At 73.8% G+C, this 16,864-nt stretch carries 9 protein-coding genes and 3 pseudogenes; 4 read left to right on the top strand and 8 right to left on the bottom strand.

Annotation, left to right across the window (positions count from 1 at the left end):
• The first annotated feature begins 6 nt into the window (after positions 1-6).
• The 4 genes from ACYVID_RS11120 (at position 7) to ACYVID_RS11105 (ending at position 4,978) form a co-directional block, all read left to right on the top strand.
• Positions 7-825 carry an HAD-IIA family hydrolase gene (locus ACYVID_RS11120; RefSeq protein WP_460736976.1) on the top strand — a complete coding sequence of 273 codons (819 nt, stop codon included), beginning with the start codon at positions 7-9 and terminating at the stop codon, positions 823-825.
• A gap of 93 nt (positions 826-918) precedes the next feature.
• Positions 919-3,045 carry a DNA gyrase/topoisomerase IV subunit B gene (locus ACYVID_RS11115; RefSeq protein WP_460737082.1) on the top strand — a complete coding sequence of 709 codons (2,127 nt, stop codon included), beginning with the start codon at positions 919-921 and terminating at the stop codon, positions 3,043-3,045.
• Positions 3,042-3,284 carry a hypothetical protein gene (locus ACYVID_RS11110; protein ID WP_460736974.1) on the top strand — a complete coding sequence of 81 codons (243 nt, stop codon included), beginning with the start codon at positions 3,042-3,044 and terminating at the stop codon, positions 3,282-3,284. The genes ACYVID_RS11115 and ACYVID_RS11110 overlap by 4 nt, the downstream gene beginning before the upstream one ends.
• Entirely contained in the window at positions 3,281-4,978 is a 1,698-nt protein-coding gene (locus tag ACYVID_RS11105) for a glycoside hydrolase family 3 protein (RefSeq protein WP_460736972.1), read from the top strand. Before ACYVID_RS11110 ends, ACYVID_RS11105 begins: the two co-directional genes overlap by 4 nt.
• 28 nt (positions 4,979-5,006) lie before the next feature.
• On the opposite strand, the gene ACYVID_RS11100 is transcribed toward ACYVID_RS11105, so the two are convergent.
• From ACYVID_RS11100 to ACYVID_RS11065, 8 genes and pseudogenes are all read right to left on the bottom strand, one after another.
• Positions 5,007-5,504 (bottom strand): beta-class carbonic anhydrase, encoded by a 498-nt coding sequence (locus ACYVID_RS11100; protein WP_460736970.1) that lies wholly within the window; start codon positions 5,502-5,504, stop codon positions 5,007-5,009.
• An 11-nt stretch (positions 5,505-5,515) separates the two neighbouring features.
• Positions 5,516-7,357, bottom strand: a complete 1,842-nt coding sequence (locus ACYVID_RS11095; protein ID WP_460736968.1) for an MFS transporter — start codon at positions 7,355-7,357, stop codon at positions 5,516-5,518.
• Between the two features lie 16 nt (positions 7,358-7,373).
• Positions 7,374-8,105 carry an LppX_LprAFG lipoprotein gene (locus ACYVID_RS11090; RefSeq protein ID WP_460736966.1) on the bottom strand — a complete coding sequence of 244 codons (732 nt, stop codon included), beginning with the start codon at positions 8,103-8,105 and terminating at the stop codon, positions 7,374-7,376.
• A gap of 4 nt (positions 8,106-8,109) precedes the next feature.
• A pseudogene (locus ACYVID_RS11085) lies at positions 8,110-10,260 on the bottom strand (DNA gyrase/topoisomerase IV subunit A); the annotation flags it as partial.
• 366 nt (positions 10,261-10,626) lie between these two features.
• Positions 10,627-11,262, bottom strand: a pseudogene (locus ACYVID_RS11080) (LAGLIDADG family homing endonuclease); the annotation flags it as partial.
• A 12-nt stretch (positions 11,263-11,274) separates the two neighbouring features.
• A pseudogene (locus ACYVID_RS11075) lies at positions 11,275-11,892 on the bottom strand (Hint domain-containing protein); the annotation flags it as partial.
• Between the two features lie 89 nt (positions 11,893-11,981).
• Entirely contained in the window at positions 11,982-12,950 is a 969-nt protein-coding gene (locus tag ACYVID_RS11070) for a DUF6671 family protein (RefSeq protein WP_460736964.1), read from the bottom strand.
• Positions 12,947-16,789, bottom strand: a complete 3,843-nt coding sequence (locus tag ACYVID_RS11065) for a putative inorganic carbon transporter subunit DabA (RefSeq protein WP_460736963.1) — start codon at positions 16,787-16,789, stop codon at positions 12,947-12,949. The genes ACYVID_RS11070 and ACYVID_RS11065 overlap by 4 nt, the downstream gene beginning before the upstream one ends.
• Positions 16,790-16,864: the final 75 nt, after the last annotated feature.

The raw sequence follows: 16,864 nt of genomic DNA, 5'->3' as shown, positions 1-16,864 counted from the left end.
CGGGCCATGACGGAGCGCGCCGTGGAGACCTGGCTGACCGACATGGATGGCGTGCTGGTGCACGAGGAGGTGCCGATCCCGGGCGCCCAGGAGTTCATCGAGCGGCTCAAGGCGAGCGGCCTGGGCTTCCAGGTGCTGACCAACAACTCGATCTACACCCCGCGCGACCTGCGCGCCCGGCTGCTCGGCAGCGGCATCGACGTGCCCGAGGACGCCATCTGGACCTCGGCGCTGGCCACGGCGCAGTTCCTGGCCGAGCAGCGTCCGCACGGGTCGGCGTACGTCGTCGGGGAGGCGGGGCTGACGACGGCGCTGCACGACGTCGGCTACGTCATGACCGACCGCGACCCCGACTACGTCGTGCTGGGGGAGACCCGCACCTACTCCTTCGAGGCGATCACCCGGGCCATCCGCCTCATCGACGACGGGGCCCGGTTCCTGGCCACCAACCCCGACCCCAGTGGTCCGAGCACTGCCGGCAAGCTGCCCGCGACCGGCTCGGTGGCGGCCTTGATCAGCACCGCGACCGGCCGTACGCCGTACTTCATCGGCAAGCCGAACCCGCTGATGATGCGCAGCGCGCTCAACCGCCTCGAAGCGCACTCGGAGACCACGGTGATGGTGGGGGACCGGATGGACACCGACATCATCAGCGGGCTGGAGGCCGGCCTGCGCACGGTCCTGGTGACCACGGGCTCGACCCGGCCCGAGCAGGTCGCGACCTTCCCCTACCGCCCGACCCGGGTGGTCGACTCGGTCGCGGACCTGGTGGACCTGGTCGGCGGCCCGCTGCCACTGCGGGAGCAGGACGACCTCCCCGCCTGACGCCCCGTCGGAGACCCGGTCGGACGCCCCACCGGGCGCCCGGTCGGGCGCCCGGGGCGCGCCCTGCGCAGGACAGGGGGTGCGGTCTACTAGATTCCGACCAGTGACCCGGGCGAGACCCCGGCCCGGAAGCAGAGCGCACGCAGGAGCAGCACCATCGCCGACAACACCTACAACGCCGCCCACCTCCTGGTCCTGGAGGGCCTGGAGGCGGTGCGCAAGCGCCCCGGCATGTACATCGGGTCCACCGACACCCGCGGTCTCATGCACTGCGTCTGGGAGATCATCGACAACGGGGTGGACGAGGCGCTCGCCGGCGCCGCGGACCGGGTCGAGGTCGTGCTGCACCCCGACGGCTCGGTCGAGGTGCACGACAACGGTCGCGGCATCCCGACCGACAAGGAGCCGCGCACCGGCCTGCCGGGCGTCGAGGTCGTGGCGACCAAGCTGCACGCCGGCGGCAAGTTCGGCGGTGGCTCGTACGTCGCCACCGGCGGCCTGCACGGCGTGGGCCTGTCGGTGGTCAACGCGCTGTCGGCGCGCATGGACATCGACGTCGAGCGCTCCCCGGCGGTCCAGGGCATCTCGTTCCAGCGCGGCGTGCCCGGCGTCTTCGCCGCCGACGGCCCCGGCACCGACTTCACCCCCCAGTCCGGCCTGACCCGCAAGGGCGGCCGCGTGGCCAAGGGCCGCAGCGGCACCCGCATCCGGTTCTGGCCGGACCGCCAGATCTTCACCAAGGACGCCGGCTACGTCTACGACGAGCTGCTGACCCGGGCGCGCCAGACCTCCTTCATCGTCCCCGGCCTCGAGATCGTCGTCCGCGACCTGCGTGGCGAGGAGCCGGTCGAGGAGAGCTTCAAGCACGAGGGCGGCATCACCGAGTTCGCCGACTTCCTCAGCAACGACGAGCCGGTCACCCAGGTCCTGCGGCTGCAGGGCTCCGACACCTTCACCGAGACCGTCCCGCTGCTCGACGACAAGGGGCACATGACCCCGCAGGAGGTCGAGCGCGAGCTGACCGTCGACGTCGCGGTGCGCTGGGGCACCGGCTACGACACCGAGCTGCGCTCCTTCGTCAACGTCATCGCCACCCCCAAGGGCGGCACCCACGTCAGCGGCTTCGAGAACGCCCTGACCAAGACCTTCAACGACGTCATGCGCGCGTCCAAGGCGCTCAAGGTCAACGACCCCGACGTGATCAAGGACGACGTGCTCGAGGGCCTCACCGCGGTCGTGACCGTCCGCCTGGCCGAGCCGCAGTTCGAGGGCCAGACCAAGGAGATCCTCGGCACCCCGGCGGCGCGCACCATCGTGCGCAAGGTCGTGGCGCGCGAGCTCAAGGCGTTCCTGACCAGCACCAAGCGGGCCGAGAAGGCCGAGGCCAAGCTGGTGATGGAGAAGGTCGCGGGCGCCCAGAAGACCCGGATCGCCGCGCGCCAGCACAAGGAGACCCAGCGCCGCAAGAACGCCCTGGAGTCCTCCGCGCTGCCGCCCAAGCTCAACGACTGCCGCGCCAACGACAACGACCGCACCGAGCTGTTCATCGTCGAGGGCGACTCGGCCATGGGCACCGCCAAGGCCGCGCGCAACTCCGAGTTCCAGGCGCTGCTGCCGATCCGCGGCAAGATCCTCAACGTCCAGAAGGCCTCGGTCGGCGACATGCTCAAGAACGCCGAGTGCGCCTCGATCATCCAGGTCGTCGGCGCCGGCTCGGGCCGCACCTTCGAGCTCGAGGCGCGGCGCTACGGCCGGATCATCTTCATGGCCGACGCCGATTCCGACGGCGCGCACATCCGCTGCCTGCTCGCCACCCTGTTCTTCAAGTACATGCCCGACCTGATCCGCGACGGCCGCGTCTACACCGCGGTCCCGCCGCTGCACCGCATCGAGCTGTCCAACCCCAAGAAGGGGATGGACAAGTACGTCTACACCTACTCCGACGCCGAGCTGCAGCGGAAGCTGGCGGAGCTGAAGAAGAAGAACGTGCGCTGGAAGGACCCGGTGCAGCGCTACAAGGGCCTCGGCGAGATGGACGCCGACCAGCTGGCCGAGACCACGATGGACCCGCGCCACCGCACGCTGCGCCGGCTCACCATCGACGACGCCGAGGGCGCCACACAGGTCTTCGAGCTGCTGATGGGCTCGGAGGTGGCGCCGCGCAAGGAGTTCATCGTCCAGGGTGCCTACGACGTCGACGTGGACGCCCTGGACGCGTGAGCGGCCCGCGCCGCGCGGCCATGTGGGTCACGCTCCTGCTGGCCTCGGTGCTGCTGGCCTTCGACCAGGGCGTGGCCTACGCCGAGCGCACCTACTGCACCGCCGCGGCCTCCGACTGCGAGCTCGGGGTGCTGTGGGGTGCCTGGTACGCCGGTGTCACCATCGTGGTGTGGGGACTGCTGGTCGCGGGTGTGGAGATCTGGGTGCGCCACCGCGACCCGCGCCGCGCCGCCGCGTGAGCCCCGGCCGGCTGCTGCCGGTCCTGCTCGCGGTCGCCCTCCTGCTCGGCGGCTGCACGGGCGAGGACGGGTCCGAGGAGCCGTCCCGCGGCGACGTACCCGCGAGCCCGTCGGCCGGTGAGGAGGCTCCGGCCCCGACCGCCTCCGAGCGCCTGGGTCTGGCCACGGGGTGGGGTCCGTCGCGCACCCAGCTGGATCGAGCTGCACGCCAGGCCCGCTCGATGCCGCTGACGGACCTTGCCGGGCAGGTGGTGGTGGCCCGGTGGACCGGTGGCACGGAGCCGCCGACCCGGCTCGTGCGCGACCTCCACCTCGGCGGGCTGGTCGTCTTCGACGAGAACGTCGCCTCCGCGGCGGGTCTGCGCGCCGCCGCGCGCGGCCTCGAGCGGGCGGCCGGCCGGTCGCTGCTGCTGGCCGTGGACCAGGAGGGCGGCCTCGTCGAGCGGATCCGGGGCGAGGTGACGTCCCTGCCGGCGCTGATGACCGCCGGCGCCGCGGGGCAACCGGCGCTGACCCGCGCCGCCCACGCCGCCGTGGGACGCGAGCTCGCCTGGACCGGGATCGACGTCGACCTGGCTCCCGACACCGACGTGACGGCCGGGCCCCGCGACCCGGTCATCGGCTCGCGCTCCGCCGGCTCGGACCCCGGCACCGTGGCGCGGCAGGGCGTCGCCGCCGCCCGCGGCCTGCGGGACGCCGGGGTGGTGCCGGTGGTCAAGCACTTCCCCGGTCACGGATCGCTGACCGTGGACAGCCACCGAGCCCTGCCGGTGCAGCCCCGCACCGTCCAGCAGCTCGAGCGCACCGACCTGGTGCCCTTCCGCGCCGCCGTCGACGCCGGACTGCCGGCCGTGATGATCGGCCACATCGCGGTCCGTGCCCTCGACCCCGGTGTCCCGGCGACCGTCTCGCGCCCGGTGGTGACCGGCCTGCTGCGTGAGCGGCTGGGCTTCGCCGGACTGGTGATCAGCGACGCGCTCGAGATGGCGGCGCTGCGCGGCGTGCCCCGCCCGGCGGTGGGCTTCCTGCGGGCCGGTGGCGACGTCGTGCTCATGCCGCCGGACCCCGCCGCCACCGTGCGCAGCATCGTCGGGGCGGTGCGGGAGGGACGGTTGCCGCTGCGTCGCCTCCAGCAGGCCGCAGCCCGGGTGCTGGCGGTCCAGGCCTGGCAACGCCCCCGGCCCGCTGCTCCGGGCACGGCCGTCGGCGCCGTACGCCGCCTGGCGGACGCCGCGGTCACCTCGGTCGCCGGCCCGTGCCGCGGTCGACTCGTGCAGGAGGCCGTGCCGATGGGTGATCCGGCCGCGGTCGCCGCCTTCCGCTCCGCGGCCCGGGCGGCGGGCCTGCCGCTGGGGGAGGTGCGCCTGGTCCGGCCCCCGCGACCCGAGCGGACCGGTCGGCCCGCGCGCGACCGGGCCCGCCTGCGCGCGTGGCGGATGGCCGAGCCGCGGCGGGTCGTCGACGGCACCGCCGTCCACCTGCTCGGGCCCGGCGACCCGGCCCCGGCCACCGGGGTGGTCGTGGCCACCGACCGGCCCTACGTCCTCGGCACGACCCGCGCACGCACCCGCCTGGCGACGTACGGCGCCGGGCGCGCGTCCATGGCCGCGCTGGTGGCCGTGCTGCTCGGTCGCCAGCGGGCGCCGGGGCAGCTGCCCGTGCCGGTCACCGGGGTGCCGCGGCAGGGGTGTTGAGCCGGCCGACTCAGCCAGCGCCGGGCGGTCAGTACTTCTGCTCGAGCAGCCCGGTGTCGACGTCGTAGATGAAGCCGCCGACCTGCACCGAGTCCGGCACCAGCGGGTGGGACGTCACGCGGTGCACGTCCAGGCCGAGGGTGGCGACCTGGTCCTCGATGACGTGGAAGCGCTGCCAGGTCACGTCGGTGCCGGCGGACTCGGCGACCTTCTCCCGCAGGACCTCCTCGGTGTTGGAGGCGACCGCGCAGCGGGTGTGCGGCACGACCAGCACGCGGTCCACGTTGAGCAGGTGCACCGCGAGGACGATCGCCTCGAGGGCGGCCTCGGTCACGCGCCCGCCCGGGTTGCGGAAGATCTTGGCGTCACCGGCCTGGAGGCCGATCATCCGCAGCGGGTCGATGCGGCTGTCCATGCAGGTCACGATGGCCACACCGGCCTTCGCGATCCCGTCGAAGCCGCCGAAGGCGAAGTCGGTCGCGAACTCGCGGTTCGCGCTGAGCAGGTCCTCGAACGTGTTCACCACAGCCCCGGAATCTAGCCCATGGCGTTCACCCGCAGGGGCGACGTCCCACGCGTCGGAGCACCCCGCAGCAGCCACAGCGCGAGCACCGCGGCGACGACGGCGCAGCCCGCCGCGCCCAGGAAGACGGTCTGCTCCTGCGCGATGCCGGCCGCCTTGAGCAGGTCGGAGTACTCCGCGCAGCGGGTCGTGCCGGCGGGGCACACGTCCTGCACCGGGGGCACGGCAGCCTGCTCGGCGTAGTAGCGGCGCAGGCCGATCGTGGTGAGCGCGGAGATGCCGACGAGCATCCCGACCATCCGGGCCACGACCACCATGGCCGAGGCCAGACCGTGCACGGCGTCGGCGGTGACGGCGAGCACGGCGGCGTTGACCGGGGCGAGCGCCAGGCCGAAGCCCAGGCCGCCCACGACGAGCGGGATCGTGGCGGTCCAGGACTCCAGGCTGTCGATGTCCCAGCGCGACATCGCGAGGAACCCGGCCGCGGCCATGAGCATGCCGATCGCGGTCACCACGCTGGCGGGCAGCACCCGGGTCAGGTAGCCGCCGACGACCGCGCCGACCGGCAGCGCCGCCAGGAAGCGCACGAGCACGAGCGCGGCCATCAGCTGGCTGTCGGGGTAGACGGTGGTGCGGGCGAAGAGCGGCACGTCGATGAGGGCGGCGATGAGCGCGGCCCCCACGAAGAAGCTGACGACCACCGAGCCCCAGGCGGGACGGGCGGCGAGGGCGCCGCGGGGGAGCAACGGCGACTCGGCGCGGCGCAGGTGCACGGCGAAGGCGACCGCGCCGACCACGGCGCCGAGGAGGTACCACCAGCCCTGGTCGGAGAAGACCTCGATCTTGGGGTCGGCGGTGGCGAAGGCCAGGATCACCCCGCCCAGGGCGACGGCGAGGTAGGTCGCGCCCACGACGTCGGCCTCGCGCAGCGACCGGCCCCAGGCGCGCAGGTCGACCAGTGGGCGGGGCGCGGTCAGGCACCGCACGACCAGCAGCACCACGGCTGCGACCGCCACGGCGCCGACCGGGGTCAGCCAGCGTCCGCCGCCCTCGACGAAGGGGATGAAGAGCTGGCCCCAGGTGAGGTCGGTCAACAGCTGGGTGGGCGGCTGGAAGACCAGGCCGCCGGCCACCAGGGCCACGAGCAGGAGGAGCACGCCGAGCACGTCGGGTGGGCGGCGGCGGACGTGGGTCTCGTGGCTCGCTGCGCTCGCACCTCGACCACCGACGTCGTCCGCGCCCGTACCTCGACCACCGGGAGCGACCGAGCGGGCCGCGGCGGCGATGGCCGCGGCCAGCACCAGCCCGACGGCGAGGTTGAGCAGGAAGATCGCGCGCCAGTCCGCGACCGCGAGCACCACGGCGCCCAGCAGCGGGCCGAGGACCGAGCCGATCTCCTGGACCGCCGAGACCAGGCCCAGCGGCACCGCGCGGCGCTCTGGCGGGTAGAGGTCGGCGACCAGGGCCAGGGTGGCCGGCACCAGGCCACCGCCGCCCACGCCCTGCAGGAAGCGCCCCGTCACCATGGTCGGCATGTCGTAGGCGGCCGCGGTGATGATCGAGCCGAGCGCGAAGACCACGAGCGAGGCCGTCAGCACGGGGACGCGACCGCGCAGGTCGGCGATCCGCCCGATGAGCGGAAGCATCGCGACGTACCCCAGCAGGAAGCCGGAGATGATCGGCGCGGCCCGCTGCAGCTGCTCGGGGGAGAGCCCGATGCCCTGCATCATGTCGACCAGCGCGAGGACGACGACGTAGGTGTCGGCGGCGGCGAAGGCCACCGCCCCGGCCGCGAGGCCCAGCATCAGCCGGGCGCCGGCGGGCACGCGCTCCGGAGCGCTCGTCGGCTGGCTCACGACTCCGACCGGACCGTCACTCGGGGGCGGTGATCGACGGCTCGGCACCGTAGTCGTCGAAGGTGATGACGTAGGTCATCGACCCGGCGCCGTAGAAGTCACCGGTCAGCTCCATCGAGCGCAGCTCGGAGTCGTCGCTGACGGTGTACGACGCCGCGAAGTCTCCCTCGGCGCTCGGGATGATCCCGGCCACCACGTCCCCGGCGACCGTCCCGGAGTAGGTGGTCAGGACGTCGCGGTTGTCGGTGCCGCCACGGACCTGCTCGCCCTGCTCGAGCTCTTCGGTCGCGACCAGCAGGGAGGAGAAGCCCGTGTCGGGGTCCATCAGCCCGGCCGGGTCGGGAGCGCCGTACTCCGCCGGGTCGACCTCGGACCAGCCAGTGGTGAGCGGGACCTGGGCGAAGACGGTGCCGTCGACCGCGACCACCGGGACGGTGGGCTCGATGCCGGCGAAGCGGACCACGATCTCGCCGTCGAAGGCCGGGTCGTGGGTGCCGTAGCCCTCGGCGCGCAGCAGCCCGTCGACGCCCTCGGGGAGGTCGTCGGTCTCCAGGACGATCCGCACGCCGCTGGTCTCGTCGAAGGTGGTCTTGGCCTCCGCCAGCACCTCGGCGGGGTCCTGGTCGGGCTCGGTTGCCGAGTCCTCCCCGCTGCACGCGGAGAGGAGCAGGGCGGCAGCCACGAGCGGGGCCGCCGCCCGGGCGGCCCCCCCGGTCGCGGAGGGGCGGGTCAGCAGGCGGGCGCGCATGGACTCAGCCTTCCACAGGCGTGGGTGCGTCCCCGGCCGTACCCGCGCCGGTGTCGGCTCCGACCCGGCTGGCCACGGGTCCCGCGACAGCGGCGATCGGCTGGGGAGCCGGGACGCCCGAGCCGTCGCGCCGGCCGGTGGCCTCGGGCAGCTCCACCGGGGCGCCGCTGCTGGCGGCCGCGCGCGCCGGGGCCGTGCCGACCCAGGCCAGGACGAGGGTGTCCTCGCCCTTGAGGAAGCGGTGGCAGCGCACGCCGCCGGTGGCCCGACCCTTGGCGGGGTACTCGGTGAACGGGGCGACCTTGACCGCGCCCGCGTCGGTGCCGGCCAGGGCCGCCGACGAGCCGGAGACGGTGACGACCACCGAGCCCTCGGGGGCGTCGGGGTCCACCGCACCGAACCACACCACCCGCTGGCCGGCGGCGAGACGCACTCCGGCGATGCCGCCGCCGGCGCGGCCCTGCGGCCGGACGCCGTCGGCGCCGAAGTGCAGCAGCTGGGCGTCGGAGGTGACGAAGCAGAGCGTCTCGGCCCCGGTCAGCAACTCGACCGCGCCGACGACCTCGTCGTCGTCCTTGAGGCCGATGACGTCCCACTCGTCGCGGCCCAGGACCTCGGGGTTGACCCGCTTGACCACGCCGTCGCGGGTGCCGAGCGCCAGCCCCGGACCCTCGGTGGCCAGGGTGCACAGCGTCAGCACGCGCTCGCCGGTCTCGAGCTGGAGCAGCTCGCTGACCGGGATGCCGCCCTGCAGGTGGGGGTCGTTGGCCGAGGCGGGTAGGACCGCGGTGACGTCGAGGACGCTGAGGCGCAACAGCCGGCCGCGGTTGGTGACGGCTCCGATGTCGGCGCGCGCGGTCGTGGTGACCGCCGAGACGACGACGTCGTGGTTGACCCGGTCGCCGCCGCGCCCGACGTCGTCGACGCCGGCGGTGCGCGCGAGCAGCCCGGCCGAGGACAGCAGCACCAGGCACGGGTCGTCGGTGACCTCGACGGGGGCAGCGGTGGCCTTGCGGTTCTCGGTGCCGTCGGACTGCAGCAGCACGGTGCGCCGGGGCGTGCCGTAGGTCTTGGCGACCTCGGCCAGCTCGCTGGAGACGACCTTCCGCAGCAGCCCCTCGTCGGCCAGGATCGCGTCGAGCTCCTCGATCTCGCGGCGCAGCTGCTCCTGCTCCTTCTCCAGCTCGATCCGGCTGAAGCGGGTCAGGCGGCGCAGCTGCATCTCCAGGATGTACTCCGCCTGGAGCACCGAGAGGTCGAAGACGCCCATGAGCCGCTCCTTGGCCGCCCCGGAGTCGTCGCTGGAGCGGATGACCGCGATGACCTCGTCGATGTCGAGCAGGGCCACCAGCAGGCCGTCGACCAGGTGCAGCCGCTCGGCCTTCTTGGTGCGGCGGAACGCCGAGCGCCGGCGTACGACGTCGTAGCGGTGCTCCAGGAAGACCCGCAGCATCTCCAGCAGCCCCAGCGTGCGCGGCTGGCCGTCGACCAGCGCGACGGTGTTGATACCGAAGGAGTCCTCCATCGGGGTCTGGCGGTAGAGCTGCTCGAGGATCGCCTCGGGGACGAAGCCGTTCTTGATCTCGATGACCAGCCGCAGCCCGTGCCCGCGGTCGGTGAGGTCCTTGATGTCGGAGATGCCCTGGAGCTTCTTGCCCTGCACCAGGGTCTTGATCCGCTCCACGACCTTCTCCGTGCCCACGCCGTAGGGCAGCTCGGTCACCACGATGCCCTTGCGGCGTCCGATGGTCTCGACCCTGGCGGTGGCGCGCATCCGGAAGGACCCGCGGCCGGTCTCGTAGGCGTCGCGGATGCCGTCGAGCCCGATGATCTTGCCGCCGGTGGGCAGGTCGGGGCCGGGGATGAACCGCATGAGGTCCTCCACCGTCGCCTTCGGGTGGGTGATGAGGTGGCGCAGCGCCTGCACGACCTCGACCAGGTTGTGCGGGGCGCAGTTGGTCGCCATGCCGACCGCGATGCCGCTGGTGCCGTTGACCAGCAGGTTGGGGATCGCCGCGGGGAGGACCGACGGCTCCATCTCGCGGGAGTCGTAGTTGGGCCGGAAATCGACGGTGTCCTCGTCGATCGACTCGGTCATCGCCACCGCGGGGGGCGCCATCCGGCACTCGGTGTTGTGGTTGACGAACCCGCCGGCGAGGAAGGAGTGGTCCTCGCTGTCGACCCGGATCGAGAAGACCTCCTGCGGCTCCTCGTCGGTCACCGAGGCGACCTCCACGAATCGGTAGCCGGAGTCCATCACCGAGGCGACGACCTTGAGCACCTCCGGGTCCTTGAACTTCGTGACGAGCAGGCTGCGGTCGGCTTGCCAGCGCTCCATCCGGTCGACGTTGTGCTGCTGGAGCCAGGTCTTGCCGGTGCCACGCCCCGCGCCGAGGGTGGAGCGGATGTAGTCCGACACGTACGGCGCGTGGTCGCTCGACAGCCGGTGGGCGTACCGCGGCCGGTCCCGCAGCAGCGCGACCAGCTTCGACTGCTTCTCGGTGAGGAAGCCGACCCGCTCGGCGAAGGCGTGCATCTGGTGGAGGCCGGAGATGACGAGCCGGTGCTCGCCCTTGCGGTACCGGCACAACGTGGAGTGGATGCCGAACTCGAGCAGCAGCTCCTGCAGCTCGGCGGCCAGCCGCGCGCTGTAGGTGGCGTACTGGATCGTGATGCTGTTGAGACCGACGCTGTGCACGCCACCGTCGCCCTCGAAGAGCGACATCAGGAAGGCGCGCTTCAGACCGGGCCCGCCGTGCCAGACGACCTCCGGGATGAACTTGTCAGCGGCCTTGCTGCCGATGAGCGGCGCCAGGGCGCTCGCGCGGAGGTGATCCATGCGTTGGACGTCGAGCTCGTAGATGGTCTTGCCCGAGCGTCGCAAGGTGCGCTGGTAGCTGTACCGCGGTCCTCCGACGAGGGCGTCGAAGGCGTCCAGGACGTACTGGAAGTACTCGCGGTCGGTGTTGTTGAAGCCGGCTCGGCGCTCGGAGGCGAAACCCTCGGACACCCATCCGCCGAGCAGGACCCCCAGCTGCATCTCGACCGGCATCGGGACGGCGGTGGTCCAGGCGTTGCGGGCCAGGCACACCACGTCGCCGGGGCGGATCTCGTCCAGGCGCAGCCACTGGAAGACGGGTACGCCGGCCTGGGGCACCAGGCACAGCACCGGGTGGTTGTGGCTGCCCGCCAGCGTATGGCCGCTGGCGGCAGTCAGACGCTTGACCGGGTGGACGCCGGAGTTGAAGACCTTGGTGGCCCGGACCGGCTTGCCGTCCTTGTCGAGCACCTCGAAGTCGGCGTCCGCCTCGGAGTCAGCCGGCAGGGCGACCAGCTCGTCGATGCGGATCGTGCCGCCGTCCGCGAGCCGCACCCGGGTGTCGCCGGTCAGGCAGTAACGCATGGCCGCCGGAGGGTCGTCCGGCGAGCCGAAGTTCCCGTGGCCGTCGACCATCGGCAGCCGCACGGTCCACGACTGGGCCTGGCGCACGAGCGCGTCGTAGATCGCGCCGTCGCCGTGCGGGTGCAGCCGACCCATGACCTCACCCACGACCCGGGCGCTCTTGACGTGCCCGCGGTCGGGGAACAGGCGCATGTCCTGCATCGTGTAGAGGATGCGCCGCTGCACCGGCTTGAGGCCGTCGCGGGCGTCGGGCAGGGCCCGGGAGTAGATGACGGAGTAGGCGTACTCCAGGAACGAGGCCTGCATCTCGTCGCGGATGTCCGTGTCGAGGATGTGCTCCTCGAAGTCGTCGTCGGGGACCTCGCTCTTCGTACGCCGTGCCATGGCGCCATTCTCACCGGCGCGGGTCCCGGTTCGACGCGGGGGCGCGCCGGGAGGGCGGGCCGGGAGCGCGGGGTGGTCGAGGACGGCGCTCAGGGGTTGCAGGACGAGCAGCGCGCGGGGTCGCCCCGGCGAGCGCCGTCCTGCCCGGTGTGCTCCTCGTGTCCGCATGCCGGGCAGCCGTGGACGACGGCCCTGACCTCGTCGGTGAGGTCACCACACCGGCGGCAGGGGATGCCCCGGTCGAGTCGTACGGTCCCCACCCCCGCCGACCCGCAGGCACGGCACAGCCTGGCCAGCCGGTGGGCCAGGTCGAGGCCGGCCCGTCGGATGACGGGCCGGCGCGCGGGGCACACATGGGCGCGGAGGTCAGTCTCCACCACGACCGCACCGGTGGGGGAGTGCTCCTTGGCCAGCGCGATCGCCAGCACGAGCCGCCGCCGGGTCACCACCCCCTTGCTGATCCCGTCGCCTTGGGCAAGGGCTCCGACCGGGCGGGCCGTCCCGGGCGGGAGGTCGAGGGGATCCGGGGCCGGGGCGGGCCGCACGACCACCGCTTGTCGCGCCAGGTCGATGCGCTCGGCGACCGTGCGAGCCCCGTCCCGGGGACGGAGCGTCGCCCCGATCTCCACCCGCGCCGTCCACGCCGCGACCGCCGCCGCGCGGCCGACGACCCGCAGCCCGTTGCGCAGGTCCACGAGGGCCACGAGCTCCCGTTGCACCACCGCGAGGGGCAGCGCGGGATCCGGGCCGAAGCTGCCTTCGGAGGCCAGGCCGACGTCGTACCCGCCCTCCCGCGCTCCCGCCACGGCCTTGGCCACGACGACGTCGTGGGCCGGTCCGGGTCGCTCTCGGTCCCCGGTGAACGTGCCGAAGGCGTCGGTGTCGACGGGGACCGTGTGCAGCCGGAGCCCACCGGGACCGCCGAGCACCGAGCGGAGGGTCGCTGTCTTGCCGTGGCGCGTGGCCACTGCCGCCGGGGCGTCCCGGTAGGGATGCTCCGGCGGCAGCAGCTCACCGGTCTGGCGGTGCTCGGGTGTGGGCCACCCGCCCCGGGTCATCGCGGCTGGGCGAGCCGGGCCGTCGGGCGGGGGGGCCCGGCGGCCTCGACAGGGCTCCAGCGCAGCTCGCGGCCCAGCTCGGCCATGACCCGATGGGCCGACCCCGGAGCCTGCTCGACGACGAGCAGCTGCAGCCACCCGTGCCCGACCGCTGCGCGCAGTCCCGGGTTCGCCCGCACGGCGGTCTCGACGCGGTCGCGCGGTGCTGCCACCACCACCAGGTGCCGGGCCGGCAGGTGTCGCAGGATGCTGGTGTCGGCGCCGTCGTCGGCCACGTCGTGGTCGGCCACCGCCTGCCAGGGCAGGCCCGTGCGCAGGTCGCCGTGGGCCCCGGCGATGATTCCCGTGCCCCCGACCACGTTGTGCACCGTCTTGTCGCCGGACCCGAACAGGGTCGGTGCGCTGGTGGAGGCGTGGTACTGCGCGTTGATCCACTGGGTCACCACGACGGGGCCGGCCATGACCGAAGCGAGGATGCTGCCGTCCGGGTCGCGGTCGGCCTCGTAGGAGTGCAGGAAGGCCGTCCCACCGAGGTCCAGGCCGGCCGTCAAGTCCCGCGGCCCCACCACGAGCGCCAGGTTTCCGGCCAGGCCCCACTCCGGCATCGGCTCGGACCAGTCGGCGGCCCGGTCCTTCAGCGGGCGCCGACCGAGACCCGGCAGCAGCACGCGACGCTCCTCGGCGGCACGAGCACCCGCGGCGTCGAGCTCGGTGAGGGCCCGGGCCACCCGGGGGTCGTCCTGGGGGCTCGGACCGCCCACCCACCGCACCTCATCGGTCGTGGTGTCGTGCTGGGCGGCGACGAAGACCACCTCCTCGGGCACCTCCAGCCCCCGCTCGGCCAGGGCGGCCCGGACGGTGGGCTCGTTGAGCGCGTCCGCGACGAGGAGGGCGTTCAGGGCGCCCTGGTGCCCACCGCAGGCCCCGCAGTCGTAGGCCGCGGCGAACGCGTTGTTCTCGGTGCTCGAGGCGTGGCCCACGAGCACCACGACCGGGGCCGTGGTCCAGGCGAGCCCCGTGGTCAGGAGCAGACCCTGGGCAGCCTCGACCGCGACGTCGTGGGGGAGTCGGGGACCCGGCTGGACACGGCCGACGCCGGACCCGGTGAAGCGCTGGGCCGCGCGGCGCCATCGCGCGGGGGCGAGGTCCCCGAGCAGGGAGGCGAGTAGGGCGGGGAGGCCGTTGATCTCGGCGTACCCGAAGGAGGCAGCCGGGTGCCGACCGATGCGGGTAACCCAACGGTGCACCGCCGCCCCGGTCGAGAGCTGCTGGGGGAGGTCACGCACCTCCGAGCCGGGCCGAAGCAGGCCGGGGCACAGGTCCGCACTGGTCCCATCGGCGTCGACGTGCCGGACCGCGGCGCCGAAGAAACCGGCGTAACCGTGGGTGTGGTGCCCGGGGACGGTCTCCACGAACCGACGGACCCGCTCGGACCGGACGTCGATGCACCACACCGACTGGACCGAGGGCACCGCCACCGGGGACGGCACCCCCGGCCCGGACTTCGTCTCGCCGCTCGTCAGCGCGCCCACCAGGCCGTCGCGGGCAGCCAGGTCGAGCGCGCGCTGCCAGACCGCGACCGCGGCGTGAGCCGGACCCGGCTCGGTGCGGGCCTGCGCCGGCGGCTCCGGGGGAGCGGCCTGCGGGGCGTGCGCGTGGGCGAGCAGGAGGTCGAGCGCCATGCGCAGGGCCAGCAGCTGCACGAGCGCGTCGGGATCGTCCCCGTGGCCGGCCCGCCACTTCGCGTGCCCGGTCCACCCGGGTGCGGCGGTCAGCACCGAGGCGGCGTAGGTCAGGACGTCCACGCCGACCCGTTCCCGCAGCCGCGGCCAGAGCACCGAGGCAGCGGCGTGCGGGGACGCCGGCAGCGTCCGCACCCAGGCGCTGGCACCGCGCAATCCCCAGGCGAGGTCGTACGCCGGACGGCTCGCCGAGGTGCGCCAGAGGGTCCAGGGGTCCGTCACCGCGGGGCGGCCACCGGCCTGGCCCCAGGCCCGCGCGGTCCAGGAAGCGGCGTGGAGGTCCAACAGCTCGGCGGTCGTGCGGCCACGACCGCGGGCGGGCACGAGGTCGCAGGCCCGCACCCGCAGCGGGGCGCCGTCGGTGGCGCGGGCACCGTCACGGCTCACGGCCAGGAAGGTCTCCAGGTCCTGCGGGACGCCGTGGCGGTCGCCGCTCTCGGTCAGCGCCTGCTCGAGGCATCCCCGCGAGACGATGCCGCGAGCGTGCAGGTCGAGGAAGTGGCCCAGGGAGGGCCGGGGGTCCCGGCCGTGCAGCCGGGCCACCATCCGGGCCGCGTCCTCGACTGGGAACCTCTCCAGGTCGGCCAGGGGGTTGACGGCCACCAGGGAGTGCAGGGGCCAGGCCGTGCCGACCGAGGAGGAGGCGACCAGGGCGACGGAGTCCAGGTCGCCGAAGGGCGCGGCGTCGCCGTCAGGGCCCAGAGTCGGAGCGCGGTGCGCCGCGGCGAGGTCGCGGACGTCGCCGCGCAAGCGCGCACCGGGCGGGAGCAGACCGGGTCCCGCCAGCACGGCGGCCCCGGTGGCGGTGTGGGGCTGCCACCGGGCGACCGAGGCCGCGACGACAACGATCCCGGCCACCACCAGCAGGCTCCAGGCGATGGCGACCGGCGGACGGGCCTGCGCGAACCAGCCGTGGATCGCCAGGTCCAGCAGGGCCACCGAGGCCAGGTAGCCGGTCATCGCGAGCACCGAGCCGAGCGCCAGCCAGCTGCGCAGAGGCCGACCGGTGCGTTCCAGCCGGACCGCCTCGACCACGGCGACCGCGGTGAGGGTCGCGGCCAAGCCTGCCGGAAGTGCGAGTCCGCCGGGCACGTCGAGCCAGTTCCCCAGCAGCAGCCCACCTGCGAGGACCGCAAGGCCCCCGGCGACCCCGGCGCCGAGCACGACCGCCGGGCTTCGCGACGCCTGGGCGTGGCGCAACGGAAGGGCTGCGGGTGCCGAGGCCCGTGCGACCGAACCGCCGGCACGCAGGAACAGCCAGCCCTTCCACAGGCCGTGGCCCAGGACGTGGACGAGGGCGGCCTGGGGCAGGGCGAGGGCCAGGGCCAGGGCGCCGAGGCCCATCTGGGCGGACGTCGAGGAGGCCAGGCGCCCCTTGACGTCGGGCCGCAGCCGCAGCTGGGCCAGCCCGAGGGCGACCGATGCGCCACCGGCGAGGCCGAGCAGCAGCAGTGCTGACCCGCTGGTGGAGACCAGGGACCAATGGATCAGCAGCAGCATCAGGCCCCCGTTGACGACTCCGCCGTGCAGCAGGGCGGACACCGGGGAGGGCGCCTCGGAGGTCTCGGGCAGCCAACGGTGCGCCGGCGCGAGGGTGCTGCGCACGACGCAGGCGACCACCAGGGCGAGGGCGGTCGCGGTCCCGGGCCCGTCGAGGAGGTGCACCCCCACCGCGGCCCACAGGGCGACGTCTCCGACCACCAGGTGCCGGCGCACGGTGCGGGCAGCTCGGCGAGCAGCCGGGTCCTCGCGGTGCGAGACGAGTGCGGCGAGGGTCCAGCCGCTCAGCGTCGCGCCGACGGCGGAGAGGACCAGGTGCCCGGTGGCGACCATAAGGGCCAGGGCCAGGACGGTCGCGACCAGGAGCACGGCGAAGCGCCGCTGGCGGCGCTGTCCGCGCAGGTTCGTCGCGACGTATCGAGCCACCAGGGCGCCCACGACGCTCACGTAGGTGAGCAGCAGCAGGTGCAGTCCCGCACCGGACGGCAGCGGCGTGTCGATGTCGGTCAGGTGGGCGACGAGGGCCGCGGTGGCGGCGAGCGTGGCGACGACGGCGAGCCCGGTCGTTGCCCGGGCGGCTGGGACGAGTGGCAACATGCGAAGCAAATTACATGTATTGCCGTACGTGTAACACCCATCGCTCGTGTGGCGTGGGTCTCGCTAGGGTCCTCC

This window comes from Nocardioides ginkgobilobae (genome assembly GCF_054781275.1).
Note: the sequence above shows the minus strand (reverse complement) of the source record. Positions and strands in the feature narration are given on the sequence as shown.

What these genes read in the sequence shown, in the direction of transcription:
- ACYVID_RS11070 (WP_460736964.1), bottom strand. Translation starts at nt 12,950, where the DNA reads ATGACCCGGGGCGGGTGGCCCACACCCGAGCACCGCCAGACCGGTGAG.
- ACYVID_RS11065 (WP_460736963.1), bottom strand. Translation starts at nt 16,789, where the DNA reads ATGTTGCCACTCGTCCCAGCCGCCCGGGCAACGACCGGGCTCGCCGTC.
- ACYVID_RS11120 (WP_460736976.1), top strand. Translation starts at nt 7, where the DNA reads ATGACGGAGCGCGCCGTGGAGACCTGGCTGACCGACATGGATGGCGTG.
- ACYVID_RS11090 (WP_460736966.1), bottom strand. Translation starts at nt 8,105, where the DNA reads ATGCGCGCCCGCCTGCTGACCCGCCCCTCCGCGACCGGGGGGGCCGCC.